Genomic DNA, 24,472 nt, shown 5'->3' with positions numbered 1-24,472 from the left:
TTGTTCCGAATCTTTGAAAAGCAGGTGATGAAGCGAGTGGAAGAGTTTCCATTCCCTTTGCCCATGCTGCTGGACGGCGGCGCTGTCACAAACCTGACGGCTGCCGGTATGCCCAGCGGTGTCTGCATGGAGCAGTGGGCTTGTGACCACCCTGACCTTCTGCGGCAGGTGCAGCAAAGCTTTCTTGCTGCCGGCAGCGATGCTATCCTTTCCCCGACACTGCACGCCAATCGCGCCGGTCTGGCACCGTTTGGCCTTGCCGGCAGGACTGAGGAACTGAATCTTCGGCTTACGGCTCTCAGCCGTGAAAATGCCGGCGGGCATCCGGTTGGCGCACTGGTAGGACCGACCGGCCTGTTGGTGCCTCCGCACGGTAAAGCCGACTTTGACGATGTCTATGACATTTACCGGGAGCAGGTACGCGCACTGGAAAAGGCTGGTGTGGATTTTCTGTTGGCCGGCACCCAAGCGGCGTTGTCCGATATGCGCGCGCTGGTGCTGGCTTCCCGCACCAGCCGTCTGCCGGTATTCGTTACCATTGCTGTTGACAAAGCGGGGCGCACCGCAACCGGTGCCCATCTGCTTCCTGTCCTGCTCACTCTGCAGGCCATGGGTGCGGATGCTGTCGGTCTCAACTTCACCTGTGCTCCGGACAAAATGGTTCGCCTCATGGAAGATGCAGCATCGCATACCACTGTACCGCTGATTGCCCGCCCCGGCAACACACAGCTGCCACCCGAACAGTGGGCTGCCGCTATGCGGCGCCTGATGGACACGGGAGCTTCCATTGTCGGTGGATGCCTGTTTACCAAACCGGCCCATATTCGGGCATTGAAAAACCTACTGAAAACGTACACCCCGCCGAAAATACCGCGGGAGCCGGACTGCAACGCGGCCACCATTGAGAACGAAGCTTTCTTCCTTGCGGATGACTATTCCTTCAGCCGGCCGCTGACCTGTTCTGCACGGCTGGGCGAGGAACTGATTGCAATGGACGACGACTCCGCCAGCATTACGCTAGTGAATGTCACGGACCTGACTGACGCAAAAATTCTTGCCGCCGCTGCGCACATGACGCGTCAGCCCATTGCCGTACACGCCGACTCCAAACCGGTTCTGAACGCTGCACTGCGGTATTTTCAGGGCCGGCTGATTATCGACAGTGACTGCGAGCTGGAACCAGAAGTGCTGGAACCGCTTGCACGAAAATACGGCGCTGTCCTGTACTGAACGTTAGGAGTTGTCATGGATTTATCGAACAGACAAACCATACGGGAGCTGCTTTCCCGCCATGGTTTTACATTTCGCAAGCAGCTGGGACAAAACTTTCTCATTGACCCAACGGTCTGTCCCCGTATGGCGGAGTCAGGTGTCACTGGCCCCGACTGCGGTGTGCTGGAAATTGGCCCGGGCATTGGCGTACTGACTGTTCAGCTGGCCGCACGCGCACAGAAAGTCTGTGCGGTGGAACTGGACCGCCGCCTGCTTCCCGTTCTGGCGGAAACGCTGCAGCCTTTCCAGAACGTTCACGTCGTACAGGGAGATGTCCTGAAACTGGACCTGCCCGCCCTGCTGCAGCAGGAATTCGCCGGAATGCACATTGCGGTATGTGCCAATCTGCCGTACTACATCACTTCTCCTGTGATTATGAAATTACTGGAGGAAAAGCTGCCCATTGAGTTCCTGACCGTCATGGTGCAGAAAGAAGCAGCTGAACGCCTGTGCGCCGCTCCCGGTACCCGTGCCTGCGGCGCCGTCAGTGCGGCTGTGTGGTATTATGCCGAGCCAAAGCTGCTGTTTCCGGTAGGCCGCGGCAGTTTTCTGCCCAGCCCCAAAGTGGACTCCGCCGTCATTCAGCTGCGGGTTCGGAAAGCGCCGCCGGTACAGCTGCGGGACGAGACGTTCTTCTTCCGTGTCGTGCGGGCTGCCTTTGGTCAGCGGCGAAAAGCGGCCGCAAATGCGGTTTCTGCCGGACTTTCCCTGCCGAAAGCCACCGTGCAGGCAGCTTTGAAGCAAATAGACGCGCCGGCTTCGGTGCGGGCGGAACGGCTGACACTGGAACAGCTGGCTGCACTGAGTAATCTTTTATATCCCGCTGCCTTTCCGTCCTAAAACGCTGATTCTGTTTATGGAGGTGTTCTTCTGTGTTGGACTGGTCAGATGGAAAAATGTCAGAAATCTTTTTCTTTATTTCCCTCGGCTGTACGCTGCTTGCGATGGTGTCCAGCCCGCTGGAATGGGACAGCTGGTCAATCGCGGCGGCTTCCGTCGCTGTTGTCACCGCGCTGGGCGGCATTTATCTGGCCTTCCATGCGTGGGAAGAACCGCTTCCGGAAGACGTGCCGGACAAGCCTGACAGTTCTCCCCAACCGTAAAAACAACCGATAAAAATAATGCTGCCGGTCCCGCGGGTAATTCCACAGGGACCGGCAGCATTTTCTATTTTATTAGAATGTTACAGCAGACTGCACACCAAATCGCCCATCTCACTGCAGGAAAGGACCGGCAGGCCCTTACCGGCAATGTCACAGGTACGGCCCTTTGTCAGTGCATTGGACACAGCCGCCTCAATGGCGTCCGCCGCCTGCGGCTGGTCCAGTGAATAGCGCAGCATCATAGCGGCCGATAAAACGGTCGCCAGCGGGTTTGCCTTGCCAGTGCCCGCAATGTCCGGTGCGGAACCGTGAATCGGCTCGTACAGGCCGCATTTCGTGTCGTTCAGGCTGGCAGAGGCCAGCATGCCGATGGAACCGGAAATCATGCTCGCTTCGTCCGAAAGAATGTCACCAAACATATTAGAGGTAACAATCACGTCAAACTGGCGCGGGTTGCGCACCAGCTGCATGGCGCAGTTGTCCACATACATATAGGAAACTTCCACTTCCGGATACTCTTTGCTCAGCCGCTGTACCGTGGCTCTCCACAGGCGGGAAGACTCCAGCACATTAGCCTTATCGACACTGCACATCTTTTTCCGGCGCTTCATGGCCATTTGGAAGCCTACCCGCACAATGCGCTCAATCTCCGGTACGCTGTACTTTTCAGTATCATAAGCGGCCTCTTGGCCGTTTTCTATACAGCGGCCACGTTCACCGAAATAGATGCCGCCTATCAGTTCACGAACGATAAGGACATCGAGATTGTCACCGATAATCTCGTCCTTCAGCGGCGATGCACTTTTCAGTTCTGGAAAAATGACCGCCGGCCGCAGATTTGCAAACAGTCCCAGCGCCGACCGAATGCCCAGAAGCCCTTTTTCCGGGCGATTGCTGCCGGGCTGGCCGTCCCACTTCGGGCCGCCCACAGCGCCCAGCAGCGTGCTGTCCGCTGCCTTGCAGATGTCCACTGTTTTCTGCGGCAGCGGCACACCGTCGGCATCAATCGCCGCACCACCCAGCAGCGCCTGCTGAAACTGGACCGCAAAGCCAAACTTCTGTCCGGCCTTGGTCAGTACCTTCATGGCCTGCTCTACAATTTCCGGACCGATACCGTCACCCTTCAGCACGGCAATCTGATATGTCTGCATATTCATAACCTCCCAAATAGAAAATATAGAATAAAATACTGTTTAGGTTACTGGTTTGCTTTCGCTCTGCGGCTGCGGTTGATGGCACAAATAATTCCCTTAATGGAGGCAAGGCTGATGTTGCTGTCAATGCCCACACCAAACGCGTCCTTCCCCTGTGCGTCCTTCAGGTGAATGTAGGAAACAGCCTTACTGTCCGAGCCGCGGGAAATAGCGTGTTCCTGATAGGTGACAAAGCTGTAGTCCCGAATGCTGACTTGTGCCAGCGCACGGAAGAAGGCGTCTACTGGGCCGTTGCCCACGGCACTGACAGGGTGGTCTGTATGGTGGAAACGCAGGTTGCCGGAAAAACTGACGGCACCGGAACCCTCTGCGTTCTCCTCGTCTTCGTTTTCTTCGGCCAGCTTATAGGCTTTCAAATTGTACGGTGATTTCACTTCCAGATACTCTTTGCTGAACAGACCGTAAACTTCCTCAGGCAGCAGCTCTCGGCCCGCCTCGTCGCAGGCCTGTTTAACCACCGCGCCGAACTCCGCCTGCATCGCCTTTGGCAGCTGGAACCCGAAGGATTGCTGCATAACAAAGGCTGCACCGCCCTTGCCGGACTGGCTGTTAATGCGGATAACCGGCTCATATGCACGGCCGATGTCCGCCGGGTTGATGGGCAGATAAGGCACTTCCCAATAAGGCTTATCGTGCGCTTTCATTGCATCTACGCCCTTTTTGATGGCATCCTGATGAGAACCAGAGAATGCGGTAAATACCAAATCACCCGCATAAGGCTGACGCGGTGGAACCTTCATGCTGGTGCAGTGTTCATACACTTCCCGTACATGGCGGATATCGGAAAAGTCGAGCTGCGGGTCCACCCCCTGCGAGTACATATTGAGGGCCAGCGTGACAATATCCACATTGCCGGTGCGTTCTCCATTGCCGAATAGGGTGCCTTCCACACGCTCGGCGCCGGCCAGCAGCGCCAATTCCGTGGCAGCCACGCCGGTGCCGCGGTCGTTGTGCGGGTGCAAACTGATAATGGCGCTGTCGCGGTGCTTCATGTTGCGGATACAATACTCAATCTGGTCCGCATAGGTGTTCGGCGTACACATCTCCACTGTATCCGGCAGGTTGATAATGACTTTCTTTTCCGGCGCCGCACCCAATGTTTCCAGTACTTCATCACAGATGCGCACGGAATTTTCCACTTCGGTGCCGCTGAAGCTTTCCGGCGAATATTCGTATCGGATGTTCATGTTGGTTTCGGAAACTTCCTTTTCGGTCAGTTTCCGGATTAGCTTTGCCGCATCAACAGCAATGTCAATTACACCGTCCATATCTGTACGGAATACAATTTTGCGCTGTAAAGTAGATGTGGAATTATAGAAATGGACAATGACGTTTTTGGCGCCGTGAATCGCATCAAAGGTTTTGCGAATCAGATGTTCACGCGCCTGAACCAGCACCTGAATGGTCACATCGTCCGGAATCAGGTCACGCTCAATCAGCGTACGGCAAATTTCATATTCGGTTTCGGAAGCGGACGGAAAGCCGATTTCAATTTCCTTGAAACCAACGTCTACCAGCATCTGGAAAAAATTCAGCTTTTCTTCCAGATTCATGGGGTCCACCAGTGCCTGATTACCATCACGCAGGTCTACGCTGCACCAGACGGGCGCCTTGGTGATAGTGTTCTGCGGCCATTTCCGGTCCGGCAGAGGAATCTGCCGGAAGGGGATATATTTTTTATAGGCGTTGTTCATGTTCTATCAGCTCTCCTTTTCTGCGTTTGTATCGTTGGCCTGTGGGCAGGGAACAAAAAGTCCCAGACACGGAAATACACCGTGTCTGGGACGAAAGTTACGCCGTGGTACCACCCAGCTTCAGCCTTAAAGAGGCCCTCTGCGGCCTCGTCCAAAATGGAGAAGGCCCCGGCAGATAACGCTGCCGCAGCGTCCGCCCCTACTTTGAAAGAAGTTCGGGGATGGCGGCTCAGGGATGAGCTATACGCACACGCATCTGTACCGGCTTACACCGCCCGCCGGCTCTCTGCAGCAGCCTGCCTGTGCCTTATTCCCGTCATTGCCTTGTCAATGATTGATTTTTGTCTATTATAGCGCAAGAAAAAGCCGCGTGTCAAGCCTGATTTTTGTCGTTTGTAGGTTCTTTATCCGTTTTTTCCTCACCGTACAGGTGGTCTGCCGCCGCACGGGCCGCATCCAGCACCAGGTGCGCGGTTTGCTCGTCCTGTGTCGGCTTGCCTTCCATCGGAATTGTCTGGTATGCTTCCACGACCATGGAACGCATCCACAGCCCAGGTGTAATCCGCAGGGAATACCCACAGCCCGGCTGTGTCAGCCAGTCATAAAATTTGGCCCGCGGCAGCGCGTATGCTGCCATAATGGACATAATCGAACCGCCGTGCAAAATAGCCACTGCCGTGTGGGTATCCGTACGCAGCATACCATCCACTAGGTCCTCAAATGCAGCGCAGGTACGCTGCATAAACCAGCCGCCGTTTTCGCCGCCGGGCGGTGTAACCGCCTTTCCACCCTCCATCCACTCTACAAACGAGGGATCCTCTGCCGCCAGTTCCTTGGCGGTTTTATTTTCCCACGCACCAAAATCCGTTTCCCGAAAGTCTGTAATAACCTGTGGGGTAAGGTCCGGATACAGCAGGCCCGCTGTCTGCAGGCAGCGCTGCATGGGGCTGGAATAGCAGACCTCCGCCTCGGGGTATGGGTGGTGCTTTCTTAGTTCCTTCAGCTGCCTTTCCCCCTCCTCACACAGGGGTAGGTCGGTGCTGCCGATATAGCGTCCCTCCAGGTTTCCGGCTGTCAGGCCGTGCCGAATCAGGTGAATGAGATATGATTGCATGATATAGCTCCTTTTTTGCAAAAAACATGACATCTAGCAGTTTACATCCAGTTAATTTTAGTTTATACTTTACATTACGTTATTTTACAAATTTCCGTATGAATGGACTGGGAGGGACAGATTTTGAACAGCTATTTTCCGCGCCTGATTACGCTGCTGCGCAAGGAACGCGGACTCAGCCAGAAATCTGTTGCAAACAGTCTTGGCGTTTCACAGGCACTGCTCTCTCATTACGAAAAAGGCATCCGTGAGTGCGGACTGGACTTCGTTGTAAAAATTGCGGATTTTTACGGTGTTTCCTGTGACTACCTGCTTGGCCGCACACCGCACCCGGCCGGTTTTGCCGCCGAGGTACCGGTATCAACACAGGCGGACGGCACGTCGGAGGAAACCGTGCAGGCACCGGCGGAACAAACCATTGTGGAACGGTCCATCGCCACGCTGTACGCCATTGCACACAGTTGCAGCAGCAGTGACCTGACCGATGAGGTTTCTGTCTATCTGTTCGCGGCTGTTTATCGGGTATTTCGTATTCTTTATGCGGCAAACAACAAAAACCCACAGGGAATGTTCGCCATTTCCGAACACCTTGCCGACGGCCGCGCAGCCGCCAGCGGAGAAGTGGCACTTTCCAATATCCGCTGCCTGCTTTCCGGTGAAGATGTAGACGGCCTTGTACGGGTGCTAAAAACAGCAGTGCCCTCCCTCAGCCCGGAAAAGCTTTCGGAACTGTACCCGGCGCTGTCCTCCGCCCTATTTACCCTCATTCAGCGTGCTGAGATTCGTATGGGTCCTGCTGGCGGGGCAGGCGGCGCAAAAAAACAGGTGTAAAGGAAACGTATCCCTTTCGCATATAGGGCAGGTCATATTCTGTCTGTGGGGAGTTCGCCTGCTGCAGCATGGTGTGACACAGGTTTTCATACAGTTTGCTGTGGTAATACACATCATAATCTCCCTGCACCCATGTATGGATTGTGTAATCAATAAATATCACACCCTGTTCCATGAGGGTGCACAGCGCTTCACTGCGGGCGGCAACCAGCTCATCGGAATCCGCCGGGGCCGTCATATAAATATAATTCCGTTCGATTTTCCAGTGTTTGGGGTCATCCTCCCGGTGCAGTTCAAACCGCACCACCGGAAAACGGCGGTGTTCCAGCATACTGCAGAGGATTTCCTTTTGTTCCGGTGTAAATTTCATGGTGAAAAGCCTCTTTTCTTCTTATCCGTTTAGTATAAACGAATTCTAAAGAACTTGCAACCAAACAAAAAACAGGACAGCTGCGGCGGCGCCCCAAAGCGCCGTGCAGCTGCCCTGTTTTATTTGTAGAAAAGGAGGAATTATTCTTTCATCATATTGCGGTACAGACGGATGTACTCATTGGCGGACTTGCCCCAGCTCATATCGCAGTTCATAGCACGTTGCACCAGAACCTTCCAACCATCCTGGTCGCTGTAACCGCTCAATGCGCGGTGAACGGCATTATCCATATCGCCGCTGTCATAGTCGTGGAACGTGAAGCCGTTGCCCTTTCCGTCACCGCTGTCCTGAATAGAATCCTTCAGGCCGCCGGTTTCCCGCACAATCGGAATAGTGCCATAGCGCAGCGCAATCATCTGTGACAGGCCGCACGGCTCGCTTTTACTTGGCATCAGGAACATATCTGCACCGGCATAAATCTTGTGGGACAGCTCCGGTACGAAGCCATGGCAAGCACATACCCTTCCGGGATATTTCTTCTGCATCTGCTGGAAGAATTGCTCATATTCCCACTCGCCGCTGCCAAGAATGATAAACTGCATATTTGTATTCTGCAGCAAATGGTCCAAATCCTCTTTCACAAGGTCCAGTCCCTTATGCGCAACCAAACGGGTAACCATGCCTATCAGCGGTGTATTCGGTTCCTGTGCAAGGCCGAGGCGTTCCTGCAGGGCACGCTTGTTTTCCGCCTTGCCGGAAATGTCATCTTCCGAGTAATGGCTGTAAATATCCGGGTCCGTCGCCGGGTTATAGACAACTGTGTCAATGCCGTTGAGGATACCGGAAAGCTTCCACTGCCGCTGTTTCAGGATGCCGTCCAAGCCATAGGAATACCACGGGTCCAAAATCTCCTGTGCATAGGTAGGGCTGACAGTTGTAACACGGTTGGCCGTTTCAATGGCGCCTTTCAGCATATTCACACATTTGTCGTATTCCAGAATCGGGAAATCGCTTTCCGGTACGCCCAGTACATCCTGCACCAGTTCCCTGCCGTACTTGCCCTGATACTGAATATTATGAATAGTAATGGCTGTTTTAATGCCGCGGTACCAGTCGTTGTTTGCATAGAACAGGCTGTAGTACACCGGCACCATGGCGGTTTGCCAATCGTTGCAGTGAATCACGTCCGGCTTAAAATCGATGTACGGCAGCATTTCCAGTGCGGCACGGGACAGGAACGCAAACCGCTCCGCATCATCGTAATGACCGTACAGGCCCTTGCGCTTGAAGTAATATTGGTTATCAATCAGGTAGTAAATGACACCCCCGGAGCGGGCCTCAAAGACGCCGCAGTACTGCCGCCGCCATGCAACTGGTACAGACAGGCTGGTGACAAATTTCATATCATCGCGCAGCTCCTGCGGAATATCTTCATACAGCGGCATAACCACGCGGCAGCCAATCAGCCGCTGACGCAGTGCCTGCGGCAGAGAGCCTGCCACATCCGCCAAGCCACCGGTTGCGGCAAACGGGCGTGCTTCACTGGTGCAATATAAAATCTTCATCTTGAGAATCATCCCTTTCTAAGTTATGTCTGCTGGCCTCCAGCTCTGCCCCGCGGTCAGACAATGCTGCCCTTGTTGATGAACACCGGATAGGACTGAAATCCCATCATAGAACGCTCATTTTTAATGACAACGTCTTTATCTGTAATCACATAGTCCAGCCGGCAATTCTGTCCAATCTGGCTGTCCTGCATAATGACGCAGTTGCTGACTTTGGAATTTTTACCGATATGTACACCACGGAACAGCACACAATTTTCGATATCGCCCTCTATTTCGCAGCCGTCCGCAACCAGGCTGTTGGAAACATGGCTGCCAAGGCCATAGCGGGCCGGCGGGTCGTCACGTACTTTGGTGTAAATGGGACGCTCCGGCGTGAACAGCTCACCGCGCACTTTTGGCTGCATCAATGCCATATTGCTTTCAAAATAGTCATTCATGGAGCAAATTGAGCGGAAAAATCCGGGGAATTCATAGCCATTAAAGTGATAATTTGGGATATTCCGCTGGATAAGGTCGCGCTCAAAATCGTACTGGTTGCGGCTGACACAGTCCGAAACCAGCTTCAGCAGCAGTTTTTTGCTGATAATCATCATGGGCAGACCATAGTTGCAGGCACCGTCGATATTTGGTTTTACCAGCGCGTCCCGTACACGACCGTCGGGGTCAATCTCATAGCTGACAGTGTCCGCATACTTTTCCGGAATACGGCCGAAACGGTAGGCAACCGTCACATCGGCGCCGGTCTGGATGTGGGACTCCAGCATTTTCTTGCAATCGATATTGCAGACATAATTGCTGTCCGAAAGGAACACATAGTCCTCATTGGAGTGCTGGAAAAAGCGATTCACAGACGCCAACGACTCAATACGCGTGTTGTATTCCGAGTTGCCGTTGGAAAACGGCGGCAGAATAAACAGTCCCTCCCGCTTACGGGAAAGGTCCCATGGTTTGCCGGAGCCTAAATGGTCCATTAGGGACTGATAGTTGTTTTTAGTAATCACACCGACCTTGTTAATGCCGGCGTTCACCATATTGGAAAGGACAAAGTCAATCAAACGGTATCGCCCACCGAAGGGCACGCTGGCCATGGTGCGCGTTTCGGTCAGCTCCCGAATCTTCTCGTCATAAATATTGGAGAAAATAATGCCAAGTACTTTATTTGCACTCATTTCTTCTGCGCCTCCTCTGCCAGTGTTTCCGCATCTACCATTGCTTTCGGCGGTACCACCGCACCCGGCTGGATGACACAATCGCTGCCAACCACAGCAACGCCCCATTCGTCTTTATTTTTCATATCTTCCGGACGCTGTCCAACCATGGCGCCTTTGCCGATAACTGAGTTTTCCGCTACAATAGCGTACTGCACCACGGCACCCTCCTCCACGCGCGTACCAGGCATGATAATAGAATCACGCACCACCGCGCCCGGTGCAATGTAAACACCGGAGAACAGAACGGCAAAATCAATTTCGCCGTACACATTTGCGCCCTCTGCCACCAGCGAGTTCTGCACCTTAGCTTCTTTGGAAATATAGTGCGGCGGCATGACTGGGTTGCGGGAATAAATCTTCCAGGAATCATCGGAAAGGTCCAGCGGCACATTGGGGTCCAAAAGGTCCATGTTGGACTCCCACAGGCTTTCAATCGTACCGACATCCTTCCAGTAACCCTCAAAGTGATAGGCAAACATCCGCTCGCCGGCCTTCAGCATTGCTGGCAGAACATCATGCCCAAAATCGTTGCTGCTCTTCGGGTTTGCCTCGTCCTGCTCCAGATACTTTTTCAACTTTTTCCATGTAAAGACATAAATGCCCATACTGGCCTTATTGCTCTTGGGGTGTTTCGGCTTCTCGTCGAACTCATAAATAGATTCATCTTCATTGGTATTTAAAATACCAAAGCGGGGCGCTTCATCCATAGGCACCTCAATTTCGGCGATGGTGCAGTCCGCGTTTTTCTCCCGATGGTAGGCCAGCATCTTGGAGTAGTCCATTTTATAAATATGGTCACCGGAAAGGATAACCACATATTCCGGACTGTAGCGCTCAATATACGGGATATTCTGATAAATGGCGTTTGCGGTGCCCTTGTACCAGTCCGATTTACGGCTGCGCTGATACGGCGGCAGCACCCGCACACCGGCCGTCATGCTGTCCAAGTCCCACGGCTGTCCGGAACCGATGTATTCGTTCAGCTCCAACGGCTGATACTGTGTTAAAACGCCAACCGTTTCAATGCCGGAATTCACACAGTTAGAAAGCGGAAAGTCTATGATACGGTATTTCCCCCCGAAGGGAACTGCCGGTTTTGCAAGTTTTTTGGTCAGCACGCCAAGCCGACTGCCCTGGCCGCCCGCCAGAATCATAGCCACAACATCTTGTTTTGGCAACATGGTTATTCCTCCTTAAACAATACACTGATTTTCAGCAAGCTGCTGCAGTCCGCGGAGGCTGTCAGCCTCTTTCTTTCGGGTCTTCTTCAGCCCGCACTTTCTATTTTACGGCTCCGGTAGTTTTTGGGCCCACCGGTGCTTTTACTGACTGTTTTACGGCTCCGGCGTTTTTTCCCGCACGGTTTCAGCGGACGGGTTCTTCTTTGCCGGAAGCCCTCTTCCTTTCTTTCGTTTTAGGTAAATAGTAGAAAGCGGCGGCAAGTGCAGTTCAATGGACTGCTCCATGCCATGTATAGGATATGTTTTATCACTGACAATATGGCTTCCATTCTCTATGCCGCTGCCGCCGAAGCGGCTCCAGTCCGTGGAAAAAACTTCCTCATAAACACCGTCATACGGTGCACCAATGCGGTAGGAAGTACGCTCCACCGGCACAAAATTGCAGACAATGATAATCTCGTCCTTCTTTTTGTCAAAACGGCGGAAGGCAATGACACTTTGGTCACAGTCATCGTTGCTAATCCACGAGAAACCGGACCAATCGAAGTCTACCTGCCACAGCGGGGCATTCTTCAGGTAAAAATGATTCAGTTCCTGGAAGAAACGGTGCTGCGCCTCATGCTGCGGGTACTGCAACAGCAGCCAATCCAATTCCTGCTTATAGTTCCACTCAATAAACTGTCCCAGTTCTGTACCCATAAACAGCAGCTTTTTGCCGGGATGCGCCATCATGTACCCCATAAAAGCACGGACACCCGCAAACTTCTGCGTAGCTGTACCAGGCATTTTGTTCATCAGGGAACACTTGCCGTGCACCACCTCATCGTGGGAAATCGGCAGGACGAAATTTTCCGCAAAAGAATAGAAAAATGAAAATGTGATGTCTTTCTGGTTATATTTTCGCCCCAGCGGGTCCAGCGACATATAGTGCATCATGTCGTTCATCCAGCCCATATTCCACTTATAGTTAAAGCCAAGCCCACCCATGTAAGTAGGTTTGCTCACCATTGGCCAGCTGGTGGACTCCTCTGCAATCATCATCACGGTGGGAAAACGGGCAAAGACCGCTTCGTTCAGTTTCTGCAGGAAGGCAATCGCCTCCAAATTCTCGCGGCCGCCGTCCTTATTGGGTATCCACTGGCCGGGCTGGCGGCTGTAGTCGAGGTACAGCATAGAAGCTACCGCGTCCACCCGAATGCCGTCAATGTGGTACTTTTCCAACCAGAAAACGGCACTGGAAATGAGAAAACTAATCACTTCCGGGCGGCCGTAATCAAAGACCAGGGTGCCCCAGTCCATGTGCTCCCCTTTGCGCGGGTCCGCATATTCATAACAGGGCGTCCCGTCAAACTTGGCCAGCCCGCACTCATCCTTTGGAAAATGGGCCGGCACCCAATCCATAATCACGCCGATGCCCGCCTTATGGCAAACATCTATAAAATGCATGAACTGTTTCGGCGTACCATAGCGGGAGGTCGGCGCGAAGTAGCCGATTACCTGATACCCCCATGAGCCATCAAATGGATACTCAGTGACGGGCATAATTTCAATATGGGTGTACCCCATTTCTTTTACATAAGGAACCAGTTCCTCCGCCAGCTTGTCATAATTGAAGACATTGCCGTCCGGATAACGCCGCCAGGAACCCAAATGCACCTCATAAATATTAACCGGATTCTCATAGTGCGGTTCCTGTTCTTTGTGGTGCTGCCAGCTGGTGTCGTGCCATTGATAGCCCTCTATGTCGTAATAGCGGCTGGCCGTACCGGGACGCGTGTCAAAGAAATAGGCATAAGGGTCACTTTTGTGCACTTGATGCCTGTCCGCGCAGGTCACACAGTACTGGTATCGCCCATACTCTTCCAGACCAAACGGCACGCTAGCTTCCCACACGCCTGTACCAATTTTCTCCATGGGCGTTTTGGTTTCGTCCCAGCTGTTAAAGTCGCCAATAACGGAAACGCTTTGCGCATTTGGTGCCCATACACGAAAAGTTGTCTGTACCCGGCCCTCGTCCTCCATACAGTGGACTCCTAGGTACCGGAACGCTTCCACGTTTGTACCCTGATGGAACAGATAGAGCGGCAGGTTGTCGTTCTGCGAATCGCTTTTTTGCATATCAAACAGCTCCTCTGTAAATGGGAATTTATCCGGTTTTTATATTGTAATCATATCACAAAGCGGCAAAATTTCAAGACTTTTTTGAAAATATTGCAGAAAATGTCCGAACTATACCCATGTTTTTTGTTCATTATATTATAAAACATCTTATGTATCCGCCGCAGGAAACCCATACCCTTTTTAGTATAAACGCACTGGGCTAAAAAAGCCGTCGGCTTCGCACACACTGACAAAGGCATATGAAAAAAGCGCCCTCCCCGGCGGGCCGGAGAAGGCGCTTGCCTGCACTTTGCAATGCAGAGCAGAGAGCCACAGGCAAAAATTACTTGTGGTCTACTTCATTCATGTGCTGGATAAGCATAAGGACCTTGTTGCTGTAGCCCCATTCGTTGTCGTACCATGCAATCAGCTTAACAAAATGATCGTTCAGCATGATGCCGGCATTCGCATCGAAAATGGAGGTGTGCGGGTCGCCCAGAATATCAGAGGAAACAATCGGGTCCTCTGTGTAAGCCAGGATACCCTTCATCGGGCCCTCTGCAGCTGCCTTAACAGTCTTGCAGATATCCTCGTAAGTGGTAGGAGTCTTCAGGCTGCAGGTCAGGTCAACCACGGAACCGTCCAGTGTAGGTACACGCATGGACATGCCGGTCAGTTTGCCCTTGACTTCCGGAATAACCAGAGCGCAGGCCTTTGCAGCACCGGTGGAAGAAGGAATGATGTTGCCGGAAGCCGCACGGCCGCCGCGCCAGTCTTTCTTAGAAGGACCATCAACGGTCTTCTGGGTAGCAGTGGTGGAATGCACGGTGGTCATCAGGCCTTCAACAATGCCAAACTTGTCGTTGATAACCTTTGTCAGCGGAGCCAGGCAGTTGGTGGTGCAGGAAGCGTTGGAAACAACGTTCATGTCAGAGGTATAGGTGTCGAGGTTAACACCGCAGACGAAAGTCGGGGTCTCTTTATCCTTTGCAGGAGCGGAGATAACAACTTTCTTTGCGCCAGCCTTCAAATGAGCGGAAGCCTTTTCGGTAGTTGCAAAAACACCGGTGGATTCAACAACGTACTCTGCGCCGATCTTGCCCCACGGAATATCCGCCGGGTCCTTTTCAGCGAAGACGGCAACTTTTCTGCCGTTGACGACCAGAGCATTCTCCGTAAAGGAAATGTCACCGTTGAAACGGCCGTGCATGGTATCATACTTTACGTTGTATACCATGTAATCCGGTGCCATAAATGGGTCATTGATGCCTACGACCTCGAACACGTCCGGCTGTGCAACCGCTGCGCGGAAGACAAGACGGCCAATCCGTCCAAAGCCATTAATACCGATTTTAATCATTGGACTGTACCTCCTGATTTTTTTAATCTGGTATTTATTTTATAGCATTTCTGCCGGTTTTACAAGTGTCTGTAACCTATAAAACGAATTTTTATGATAATCTGCCAAAACTTCCGGCCGCAGGGGCCCTCTTTTATGCTTTACTCTTCCTGAGATTCCTGAAAAGGTTCTTCCTTTTCGTGGGCGGGGTAAAAATAGCACTGCGGGCGGTAGCGCTGCGCAAGATACTGCATCAGCGTGCGTTCCAGCCGGGCGTCCAGTTCTTCCTGCAGCATAGGGCGCGGGTCTTCACGAGAGGCCACCACAGGGCGGCGGGCTGGGCGGCGGTTCTTCGGCAAAACGATGTGGCCGCTTTTGCGGATGACCGGACGAATCTCCGGTTTTTCCTCATCCGTTTCTTCCGCCTCATTCAGTTCTTCCAGGGACATTGGCCGCAGCGTCAACAGTGAAATCAGTGTAAATACCGCCAGTACCAGCAGCACCCACACGAGCCCCGGCGGGAACGACGCCATCCCAGCCTGCGAGGGAACCGATACCGCCGTTGCCAGCACTGCCGGCAACCCAAATGCATACAGCCGTCCGCAGGCAACGCGCCGCACGCCGGACACCATCTGTGCCATAGACTCCAGCGTGAAAAGCAGGAAAATGAGAGATACCGTATGCAGAATATTTTCCATATTAATCGCCGATTCCGCATTGACACAGAACTGCAGTACCAGCTCGCCACAGCACCATAGGCTGGGCAGAAGCGCCAGCAACGGGTGCCTATGGAAAAAATTTTGACCGCCCGCAAGGAACAGGCTGCCCTGCAGGAACAGAACCAGTCCGGCAAAAACGGCAAGCAGCGTACACACACCCGTGCCGTATGCAAATTTTGCAGTGCGGTTCAACGCCTGAAAGACAACGGATACACCCGCCAGCAGCGCGCCCGCCGCCAAACAGATAACTCCCAACAGCGTGCTGTGCGCCGGAAAACGGACAAAAGTCTTTTCCGAAAGCGCCGAAAAGAAGCAGACGGCGCCGCCGCCCAGCAGCACGGCACACAGCACCATGCTGACCGTCCCCCACGTTTCCCCTATGGAGGACTGGCACAGGCGCAGCCCAAGGGCAGCACCCATCGTCACAATAAAAGCAGCCCACGGCAGTTTTCGTTTCATGAAACAAGAACACTCCTATCGCTTATCGTTCCTCAATGGGGACATATGGCCTGCGCCGCGACAGGGACAGATACGCCGGACGCATAATGCGGCGGGCGGTTTCAATCTCTTCTATGCGGTGCGCACACCAGCCCGGCATACGGGACACCGCAAACAACGGCGTATACAGGTCCGGCGGGATATTCAGCATCTCATAGACCAGCCCGGAGTAAAAGTCCACATTCGCGCTGATGGTCTTAGTGTCACCGTGCACCTCTTCAAAAACTTTCGGTGCCAGCTTTTCCACCAGCTCAAACAGTTCAAACTTCGCCTGCATTCCCTCGTGCTGCGGCGCCAGCTTTTCCGCTTCCCGCTTCAGCATGACCGCACGCGGGTCAGACAAGGTGTATACAGCGTGCCCCATTCCATAAATCAGACCGGAATGGTCCCCAACTTCTTTATTTACGATTTTTACAAGATAATCATACACCTGGCGCTCGCTGCCCCAGTCGTCCACATGTTCCATCAGGTCGTTCATCATCATCATGACACGGTGGTTTGCGCCGCCGTGCTTGGGGCCTTTCAAGGAGCCAATGCCCGCGGCAATGGCCGAGTAAATATCTGTGCCGGACGAGGACAGCACACGCACTGCAAAGGTGGAGTTGTTGCCGCCGCTGTGCTCCGCGTGCAGCATCATGCAAAGGTCCAGCAGATGCGCTTCATCATGGGTAAACTTTCGGTCCGGCCGAATCGCATCCAAAATAGACTCCGCAACCGACTGGGTGGGGTCCACCGGGTGGAAGAACATACTCTGTTTGTCAAAGCGGCGGCGCTTCACCTGATAGGCGTAGGTCATAATGGCAGGCAGCTGCGCAATCAGCTGCAGGGACTGCCGAATGTTATTTTCCAGCGACGAGTCGTCTGGATTGTCGTCATAGGAATAAAGTGCCAGCACGGAACGCGCCAGCTTATTCATAATATTGCGGGACGGCGCTTTTAAAATCATGTCCTCCGCAAAATTTTCCGGCAGTTCCCGGTAATAGCCGAGCACCTGATGCAGTTTATTCAGCTGTGCCTGGGCAGGCAGCTGACCAAACAGCAGCAGCCACACAACCTCCTCATAGCCGAAACGGTCTGCCTTACGGCAGCCCTCCACAATCTCGGACACGTCAATGCCACGGTATGTCAGCACGCCTTGGTCCGGAACACGTATATTATCGTTAATCAGATAGCCATGCACGTTGCTGATTTTGGTGAGCCCCGCCAGCACACCGGTTCCGTCTGGATTGCGCAGCCCGCGTTTCACGCCGTATGCGGTAAAATCCTCCGACGGAATGCGGTTGCTTCTGCGTACTTCATTGCATAAATCCTGCAGCTCTTTGGAAACGAACCCCTTGCTGTCTGTCTGTTTTTCCAAAGTAATCCCCCTCTTTTGGCCTCTACAAGACATGCTGTGTCTGTATTTCCGCATATTCTTACATATTCTCAAAGTTAAATTTTACAGCAGCAGTACTTTAAAGTCAAGCGATTCAAAGGGGAAGCCTGCATATCCATGCATTTTTTCCTGCATTTTGCAGGGAGCAGTGCCCCTTCTGCCGCATTTTGGCGAAAGAATGATGCATAATTTTTGTATTTACATTGTAAAATGTACTGCCGCCGTTCTGCAAAAAATCCGGACGAACCAAATGCAAGGGAGTGGATTTTATTGAAAAAAGGGAATATATCCCTGCTCATTTTGTTTTTTGTTCTGCTTCTGGTGCTGCCCTGTCTAAGCATACAGGCAAAAAGCACCGCCGCCAGGAAACGGACACATCCGTCTGCTTCCTCAGCTGCGGCTTCTTCCCAGCCAAAACCAGCCTCTGCCGCGCCGCAGGTAAAAAAAGCGGTATCTTCGGCGGCGGCCACCCAAAAAGGCAGCCGCGTCTTTCGCATCTACGACAAAACCAGCGGAAAAGTTTTATCCGTAGCGGAACCGGAATTTCTGCGCGGCACAGTCGCGGCGGAAATGAGCCCCGACAGTCCGCAGGAAGCGCTGAAGGCACAGACGGTAGCCGCCTATACCTATTATTCCCGCCTGCGTCAGCTGCATCAGAAACAACCAGACCCCGCGCTGCAGGGCGCCGACTTTTCCTGTGAAACCGGCAAATGGAATATCTACGAAACAGAAGCACAGCGCAGGCAGCGCTGGAAAGAGGACAGCGCCAAATACAGTGCCAACTTGTCCGCTGCGGTGGACAGCGTTTACGGGCAGGTACTGCGCAGCGGAAGCGCCCTCGTCAACGCAACCTATTATGCCATCAGCAGCGGCTGCACGGAAAACGCCGCCGCGGTCTGGGGGAAAGAATATCCCTGTCTGCTGCCGGTAGCCAGTCCCGGCGACATATACGCATCCGGTTATCTGTCCACAAAGGTTCTTTCTGCTTCGCAGTTTCAAGCAGCAGCCAGCACCCTTGGCTGTACGCTGAGCGGTGATGCGTCCCACTGGGTGGGCAGCATACAGCGCACAGCTTCCGGTATGGTCTCCTCCCTGACATTGGGCGGAAAATCCGTAAAGGGCACCGACGCCCGCACCGCATTTGATCTGCGCTCCGCGAATTTTTCCATTGCTTTCGCAAACGGCTGCTTTACGTTCACGGTAAAGGGCTACGGGCATGATGTCGGTATGAGCCAGACCGGCGCCGTTTCCATGGCAAAGCAGGGCAGCACTTATCAGCAAATTCTTTCATGGTACTACCCCGGTTCCACCCTCGGCAAGCTGTAAAGGAACATCAGTCTGTAAAGAGGCGGGCATACACAAAATACGTGACACCGCTCTGTGTGGTAAAGATGCCGTTCAGTCGGGAATCCCGCAAACTGAGGGACGGCATATAGAACAGGGCCACTGCCGGAGCTTCTTCCGCCAGCCGCTTTTCCGCCGCGTGCAGGGCACTGTAACGCTGTGTGCTGCCGGCTGCGCTGCGGCGGGCACTGGTCATCTGTGCCTGGAACGTATTATCCTTCCAGCCGGTCATGCTGCCGAAGCCGTCAGAAACAAAGTTTTCCAGATACGCCGATGGGTCCTCATAGGCAGGCGTTACACGGCTGATCGTCATCTGTACGTTTCCCTTGCGGCAGTTTTGCTGATATGTTTTGCGAGGCTGTACGGAAACCGTACAGGAAATGCCGAGCTGTGTTTTCCACATCTGGGCAATGGCATTGGCAGCAGCACTGTCCAGCGAAGAAATCGGTACGGTAATGGTCAGCTGCGGGAAATTTTTTCCGCCCGCATAGCCTGCCTGTTCCAACAGTGTTCGGGCACTGGTTACATTGGCGCTGTAATCGTCTGCGGAAACTTTGTAGCAGGAACCGCCCACGGTGCGGAAGTCATTTTTTCCGCCCGCATCCACAAAACCGGTCGGCACAAACGCCGCGGCGGGCGTAAAATGCATTCCCGTAGTGGCCACCGCCAGTGTATCGCGGTCAATGGCAAGCGACAGGGCTTTTCGCACCTGTGCGTCCGAAAGGGCGTCCACTTTTGTGTTAAACTGCAGGCATTCTGTTCCCGCGGCGGATGTACTCATATCGCCGCGTTCACGGATTCGGGTGTAATACTTGACCGGCAGCGACGAAATGTAAGAGGTTTCGTTGTTGTCATAGGAAGAAAGTCGTGTCTCATCATCTTCCGACAGCATACAGGTCAGTATGGAAACATTCACCTGTGAAACATCATAATAGGTGCTGCTGCGGGCATAGATGATATTTGTTTTCACGTTCCACTGTGTCATTTTCATTGGGCCGTTGCAGATAAACGTATCTGGGCTGTGGTCCCAACTGTTGTGCGAAGCAACTATATCGCTGCGCAGTGGCATAAAGACAGGCCGCATAAGCATCTGCGGCAGGAGTTCACACGGTGACGCCAGGGTGACACGCAGTGTCTGGTCATCTAGTGCCTCCGCCCCCAGCGAGGAAACATCCGTATTGCTGCCGGACAAAATCTCCTCCCCGTTTTTAAGGTAGGCAAACAGTTCCTTCTGCTGTGCATCTGCAAGCTGAATATTTCGCCGCCAGGCATATACAAAGTCCTGTGCCTTTACCGCTGTGCCGTCTGACCAGCGGGCATCGCTGCGAAGCGTAAAAGTCCACACTTTCTTGTCCGCAGAAACAACGGCCTTTTGTGCCTGACCCAGTACAGTCTTTCCTGCGGCATTCACTTTATACAGGCCCTCAAAAGCGGCGGCGCAGTAGGCATCCGTATCCTCTGTACTGCTCAGCGCTGGGTCAAGGGACTCCGGCTCTGGACCAATGCTGATACGGACTGCCGACTGTCTGCTGGACGGTGCAGGGGATACCTGCGCCGCAGAAGCTGTTCCCGCTGACGACGCGCTCTGCCGGGACACCACAGATGAAGACTGTATGCCTGCACCTGTGCAGGCGGTCAGTGTTCCAGTCAGCAAAGCGGCCACCAGCAGAACAGCTGATATTTTGCAATTCATGAATCAGTTCCTCCAGACAACAGGACTCACGTTTCCTGTTTTTGCTTTTGTTCCGTCTGCCCGCCGGTTTGCTGCAGGCTGGCATAGCGGCAGCGCACCTGCGCCGTTGGTTCCAAAATGACACGGCCGTTGCAGCCGTCCACAATCACCTCCGCGCCGGTGTGAAGCTCGTCGAAAGCGTCGTTCAACCCCAGTACAGCCGGTTTGTGCATTCCTCTGGCAAGGATGGCGCTGTGGGCAGTGGTACTGCCGTACTGGGTAATAAAGCCGAGAATTTCGCTGCGGTTGGTCTGAGCAATCTCACTAGGCACCGCCTGTGACAGACAGAGGATAACCGGCGTGCACAGGTACGCCGGCGGCTCCGGTTCTCCTGGCTGGTCCAAGCAGCGCATCAGGCGGCGGCTAATGTCGGCCATATCTTCTGCACGGGCACGCATATATTCGCTGTCCAAATGGGAAAACATATCGTACATTTTGCGGCCGGACCGCCATACGGCATATTCAGCGCTGGTATGGTCATATAGAATGCGGTCCATAATCTCCTGCCGGAAGGTTTCATCTTCCAGCATCATAATGTGTACCTGAAAAATCATGGATTCTTCTTCGCCGATGCCTTTGCAGGCTTTTTCACAAATCTGTTCAATCTCCTGTTTGGCAGCCGCAAAGGCTGTTTCCATGCGTTTCAGTTCCTGCACGGGCTTCCGCACCGGCTGCCGGTCCAGGTGTGGACTGATTTTTTCCGCGACAAAGGCCGGACCTATGGCAATGCCGCTGGAAGCGGCTGTTCCCTGCAAAATGCGCACGCTGCTCACCTGCCTTTCGCTGTACTTCACATTTTAACTGTTTTATGCAGAATTTACAAGTTTATTTGTAAAAAGTGGCCGCTACCAAAATCGCTGCTCTCGTGCCGAAAGGTCACAGATACATCCCCTGCCGGCGCTGCCCAACACACGTATGCCGCAGGGCGGGTCCCCGCCGCGGTTTCCGGGACAGCGCAGTGCCAGCCTGCCCGTAGTGGGACACACCGCCGTGCGGCAGCAGCCGCTGCTCTCCTGCGACAAAAAGGAACACACGGGTGCCGTGCAGTGCTTCATGCCGGGAGCAGCGGCCCATTCCACAGCGGGACGCGCCCCGCTGCCCGGCACTTCACCGCCGGAAACGACAATATGCTCCGCTGAAATCGCTGTCAGCACCGGTGACAGTGCGCCGGGCAAACCATGATGCGGTACCTTCAGCAGGTAATAATCGCGATACAGCAGCGGTTCCACTTCCTCCATGGTTTCTGGTGTAGCGTCACCGGTAAAAAGCACATCGTCCGTCGAATCTTTTCCTTCCCGCACGTTCTGAAAAAGCAGGGAAGCCGCGTTGGTCTGCCGGCTGTAGGAATCCCGTGCCGTGCGGCTTTCTAAGATATTACACACTTCCTCTGCGGCAGGCAGCATGGCTAGATGCGGCACCTGTGCAGAGATACGGTCCAGCACTATCTGCGCCCGTTCCGCCGCATTTTGGCTGACGGGAATCTCTTTGCAGAATTCCAAATACTGATTGCAAAATTCATAAAAATCATCCAAAAAATTCTGCAGCAGGTTCCCCCCCGGCTGATCCGGGTCCATGACCGCCCGATGCAGCTGTTCTACAATGCGGACAAAGTCATCATCAAACGGAAAATTTTCCCGTGGAGGCCACAGGCACTCATAGGTAACAGACCCGCAGACAAAGGTGTCCCCTTGTCCCAGCGCATAGACACATCCTTGTTCTGTCCGGCGCAGGGCACGGGAAAACGCTTTCAGCGCGCTGGTGCTCACCTGTCCGCAGTACCCCTGCCGCGGCAGAAAGGCATAGGCGAACAGCGCAAATTCCAGCAAAAGCGGCAGTCCGCGTTCATCACAGGGGGAACAGGGCAAGTAGATTTCCGAAAAATAGTCCGGCTGGCAGGACAAAATATCCCACAGCCCGCAGACGTGGTCCCTGTGAAAATGAGAAAGCAAAAAAGCCCGGTACGGCACGCCGCTGTAACGCTCCGTCAGGCTCTGCTGTACATATTCCTTAAAATTTTGCCCGGAGGACAGGCAGGTATTGAGGCTGCCGCAGTCGGTCATCAACATATTCTGCCCACTGTTCAAAACAATGCATTCGCCGCAGCCTACATTATGTATATCCACCCATGCCATGGTTTACACGTCGTCCTCCCTTATAACAATCTCCGCCGGTTTACCGTCCCGGTAAGAAACACCGCTGACAAAGTGCCCATTTTGCCAAACGCCGGTGCGCACCGTTTTTCCGTCCGCCGCATGTTCCTCACAAGGACCGTTAGCGAAGCCATCTCGGAATGTGCCTGTCAGCGTACCGCCGCCGCTTAAATGCAGACACCCGTGACCGTTATAACAGTCCTGCCGCCACTGTCCCTCGTACAGGACACTGCCGCCGTAGTATTCTATGCCGCGGCCGTCCCGCAGGCCGTCCAGCCACATCCCGTAATAGGACAAACTGCCGTCCCGATTAAAGGCTGCACCGCGTCCAGTCGGTGTATTGTTTTCCCAACTGCCTACAAACAGCGAACCGTCCCGCGCACTGAAGCTGACACCCAGGCCGCTGCGCTGATTTTGATGCCAGTTTCCCGCATAGCACAGGTGGCCGGATTTATAATAGTAAGTACCGAAGCCCTCTCGTTTGTCCCCGGAAAAGCCACCCTCGTATGCAGTATGGCCATTCTGCATTTGGGTGCGTCCCTGTCCCTGCCGGCGGCCGTCCCTCAGCGGGCCAAAATACAAATAAATTTCCTTATTGCTCACTACAATCCGTCTGGCCGGACGCAGGCTGTCCGCAAGCTCCGGTTCCGGTGCGGCCGGGGCAGGTTCCGGCTGTGCCGGCGGCCGAAATACCACTGGCACCGGCACAACATCCTCTTCTATGACCGCGGGTTCGTCCGGCACCTGCGTATCGATAATGCAGTCCTCCAGCGCCGGCGGTGCGGCATCAGCCATTTCCAACAGGAGCGGGCCGTCCTCGCTCTCCACTTCCAAATCGAGCTGTGGCGCTGTGGTTTCATCCAGTACATGCTCGTTGCGGATAAACTGAAAATCAATAGGGGCTTCCGGGGCGGCGTTCCATTCTGACGGACCGGATTCACCATGCTTGTCCGCGGCGGCCTGGCGGGCATTCCGCTCCTCCGGGGTACAGTAATAAAGCATACCGTCGCTGGTATCCGCCAAAATGTCCGGCGCACCGGCCTCACTGTCCATCTGAACGCGGTCGCTGTCCGTCTGCTCTGCCAGACAGGCAACAAGGTAGCTGCGGCGGTATTTATGCAGCCGGTCATCATACCGCAGGCACAGCATTGTGTCCCCCTTTTCCGGCTCAAGCAGCAACTCCGGCCGTTTGGGATTCCCGTGGAAAAAGGAAGAGCGCACCCAGCGATGGTCCCGGTCAAAATCTGCCTTTTCGCGCAAGTCGCCGGCTTCATCACGTGTAAGAATCGCATACCCTCCGTTTTCGGTAGGCACCGCTCGCTGCAGCACCTGCCCGCCGGCGGTCAGCTCCCACTTCATGCTGTGGCGTGTCATACGGTATCTGGCCGTATCATCCATACCGAATGTATCAGAATCCACCCGCCCCTGCTGCCATGCGCCATTCTCCTCAAAATACGTCCGGCGCACCTGTGCCAGGAGCCTGCGGTCATCTTCCTGCAGGCTCCTGCTGGTGATGGCATAGAATACCCTCTCACCCAAAATGTTCCCTTCTTTCTAAAAAGGTCCTTTCCTTATTTATTTTATTATAAAAAATTCACATCTGGTATGCAAGTCTTTTTCCTTTTTTGTCTATTCTATGTGTGCAATGTACATAAAA

At 53.8% G+C, this 24,472-nt stretch carries 20 protein-coding genes; 5 read left to right on the top strand and 15 right to left on the bottom strand.

Going from position 1 to position 24,472, the window contains the following annotated elements:
- Nucleotides 1-36: 36 nt before the first annotated feature.
- The 3 genes from GJQ69_RS01520 to GJQ69_RS01510 are packed head-to-tail and all read left to right on the top strand — an operon-like array spanning nucleotide 37 to nucleotide 2,375.
- Entirely contained in the window at nucleotides 37-1,230 is a 1,194-nt protein-coding gene (locus GJQ69_RS01520; protein ID WP_157658991.1) for a homocysteine S-methyltransferase family protein, read from the top strand.
- A 15-nt stretch (nucleotides 1,231-1,245) separates the two neighbouring features.
- Entirely contained in the window at nucleotides 1,246-2,112 is an 867-nt protein-coding gene (gene rsmA / locus GJQ69_RS01515) for a 16S rRNA (adenine(1518)-N(6)/adenine(1519)-N(6))-dimethyltransferase RsmA (RefSeq protein WP_086036565.1), read from the top strand.
- Between the two features lie 32 nt (nucleotides 2,113-2,144).
- Nucleotides 2,145-2,375 (top strand): hypothetical protein, encoded by a 231-nt coding sequence (locus GJQ69_RS01510; RefSeq protein WP_086036566.1) that lies wholly within the window; start codon nucleotides 2,145-2,147, stop codon nucleotides 2,373-2,375.
- 80 nt (nucleotides 2,376-2,455) lie between these two features.
- Here GJQ69_RS01510 and leuB read toward each other — a convergent pair whose 3' ends face one another.
- The 3 genes from leuB to GJQ69_RS01495 form a co-directional block, all read right to left on the bottom strand.
- Nucleotides 2,456-3,526, bottom strand: a complete 1,071-nt coding sequence (leuB, locus tag GJQ69_RS01505) for a 3-isopropylmalate dehydrogenase (RefSeq protein WP_086036567.1) — start codon at nucleotides 3,524-3,526, stop codon at nucleotides 2,456-2,458.
- Between the two features lie 47 nt (nucleotides 3,527-3,573).
- Nucleotides 3,574-5,283 carry a 2-isopropylmalate synthase gene (leuA, locus tag GJQ69_RS01500; protein WP_086036568.1) on the bottom strand — a complete coding sequence of 570 codons (1,710 nt, stop codon included), beginning with the start codon at nucleotides 5,281-5,283 and terminating at the stop codon, nucleotides 3,574-3,576.
- A 373-nt stretch (nucleotides 5,284-5,656) separates the two neighbouring features.
- Complete coding sequence (locus GJQ69_RS01495; RefSeq protein WP_086036569.1) at nucleotides 5,657-6,397, bottom strand: histidine phosphatase family protein; 741 nt, start codon at nucleotides 6,395-6,397, stop codon at nucleotides 5,657-5,659.
- A gap of 123 nt (nucleotides 6,398-6,520) precedes the next feature.
- On the opposite strand from GJQ69_RS01495, the gene GJQ69_RS01490 reads away from it, so the two are divergent.
- Nucleotides 6,521-7,228 (top strand): helix-turn-helix domain-containing protein, encoded by a 708-nt coding sequence (locus tag GJQ69_RS01490; RefSeq protein ID WP_086036570.1) that lies wholly within the window; start codon nucleotides 6,521-6,523, stop codon nucleotides 7,226-7,228.
- Here the strand turns inward: GJQ69_RS01490 and GJQ69_RS01485 are convergent.
- From GJQ69_RS01485 to GJQ69_RS01450, 8 genes are all read right to left on the bottom strand, one after another.
- Nucleotides 7,161-7,598 (bottom strand): hypothetical protein, encoded by a 438-nt coding sequence (locus GJQ69_RS01485; protein ID WP_086036571.1) that lies wholly within the window; start codon nucleotides 7,596-7,598, stop codon nucleotides 7,161-7,163. The two genes, GJQ69_RS01490 and GJQ69_RS01485, sit on opposite strands and share 68 nt — an antisense overlap.
- A 140-nt stretch (nucleotides 7,599-7,738) precedes the next feature.
- Entirely contained in the window at nucleotides 7,739-9,163 is a 1,425-nt protein-coding gene (glgA, locus tag GJQ69_RS01480) for a glycogen synthase GlgA (RefSeq protein ID WP_086036901.1), read from the bottom strand.
- A 56-nt stretch (nucleotides 9,164-9,219) separates the two neighbouring features.
- A complete protein-coding gene (gene glgD, locus GJQ69_RS01475; RefSeq protein ID WP_086036572.1) occupies nucleotides 9,220-10,335 on the bottom strand; it encodes a glucose-1-phosphate adenylyltransferase subunit GlgD in 1,116 nt (371 codons plus the stop codon).
- Nucleotides 10,332-11,558 (bottom strand): glucose-1-phosphate adenylyltransferase, encoded by a 1,227-nt coding sequence (locus GJQ69_RS01470; RefSeq protein WP_086036573.1) that lies wholly within the window; start codon nucleotides 11,556-11,558, stop codon nucleotides 10,332-10,334. Before GJQ69_RS01470 ends, glgD begins: the two co-directional genes overlap by 4 nt.
- Before the next feature lie 153 nt (nucleotides 11,559-11,711).
- The gene (gene glgB / locus GJQ69_RS01465; RefSeq protein ID WP_086036574.1) at nucleotides 11,712-13,676 is read right to left on the bottom strand and encodes a 1,4-alpha-glucan branching protein GlgB; all 1,965 of its coding nucleotides are present in this window, start codon (nucleotides 13,674-13,676) and stop codon (nucleotides 11,712-11,714) included.
- Between the two features lie 325 nt (nucleotides 13,677-14,001).
- A complete protein-coding gene (gene gap, locus GJQ69_RS01460) occupies nucleotides 14,002-15,018 on the bottom strand; it encodes a type I glyceraldehyde-3-phosphate dehydrogenase (protein ID WP_086036576.1) in 1,017 nt (338 codons plus the stop codon).
- 140 nt (nucleotides 15,019-15,158) lie between these two features.
- Complete coding sequence (locus GJQ69_RS01455; RefSeq protein WP_086036577.1) at nucleotides 15,159-16,175, bottom strand: hypothetical protein; 1,017 nt, start codon at nucleotides 16,173-16,175, stop codon at nucleotides 15,159-15,161.
- Between the two features lie 22 nt (nucleotides 16,176-16,197).
- Nucleotides 16,198-17,577: a citrate/2-methylcitrate synthase gene (locus tag GJQ69_RS01450; protein WP_476695783.1), complete on the bottom strand. Its 1,380-nt coding sequence runs from the start codon at nucleotides 17,575-17,577 to the stop codon at nucleotides 16,198-16,200.
- A 282-nt stretch (nucleotides 17,578-17,859) separates the two neighbouring features.
- On the opposite strand from GJQ69_RS01450, the gene spoIID reads away from it, so the two are divergent.
- The gene (gene spoIID, locus GJQ69_RS01445) at nucleotides 17,860-18,915 is read left to right on the top strand and encodes a stage II sporulation protein D (protein ID WP_236849708.1); all 1,056 of its coding nucleotides are present in this window, start codon (nucleotides 17,860-17,862) and stop codon (nucleotides 18,913-18,915) included.
- Nucleotides 18,916-18,922: 7 nt separating this feature from the next.
- On the opposite strand, the gene GJQ69_RS01440 is transcribed toward spoIID, so the two are convergent.
- The 4 genes from GJQ69_RS01440 to GJQ69_RS01425 all read right to left on the bottom strand — a co-directional run bounded on the left by GJQ69_RS01440 (nucleotide 18,923) and on the right by GJQ69_RS01425 (nucleotide 24,354).
- The gene (locus GJQ69_RS01440) at nucleotides 18,923-20,626 is read right to left on the bottom strand and encodes a peptide ABC transporter substrate-binding protein (RefSeq protein ID WP_086036580.1); all 1,704 of its coding nucleotides are present in this window, start codon (nucleotides 20,624-20,626) and stop codon (nucleotides 18,923-18,925) included.
- A 26-nt stretch (nucleotides 20,627-20,652) separates the two neighbouring features.
- On the bottom strand, nucleotides 20,653-21,429 hold the full coding sequence (locus tag GJQ69_RS01435; protein WP_174192777.1) for a phosphoenolpyruvate-utilizing N-terminal domain-containing protein: 777 nt from the start codon (nucleotides 21,427-21,429) through the stop codon (nucleotides 20,653-20,655).
- Nucleotides 21,430-21,510: 81 nt separating this feature from the next.
- Nucleotides 21,511-22,797 (bottom strand): ComEC/Rec2 family competence protein, encoded by a 1,287-nt coding sequence (locus GJQ69_RS01430; protein WP_086036582.1) that lies wholly within the window; start codon nucleotides 22,795-22,797, stop codon nucleotides 21,511-21,513.
- 3 nt (nucleotides 22,798-22,800) lie between these two features.
- A complete protein-coding gene (locus GJQ69_RS01425) occupies nucleotides 22,801-24,354 on the bottom strand; it encodes an MORN repeat-containing protein (RefSeq protein WP_174192775.1) in 1,554 nt (517 codons plus the stop codon).
- Nucleotides 24,355-24,472: the final 118 nt, after the last annotated feature.

This window comes from Caproicibacterium lactatifermentans (assembly GCF_013315815.1).
GTDB classification, from domain to species: Bacteria; Bacillota; Clostridia; order Oscillospirales; family Acutalibacteraceae; genus Caproicibacterium; species Caproicibacterium lactatifermentans.
Note: the sequence above shows the minus strand (reverse complement) of the source record. Positions and strands in the feature narration are given on the sequence as shown.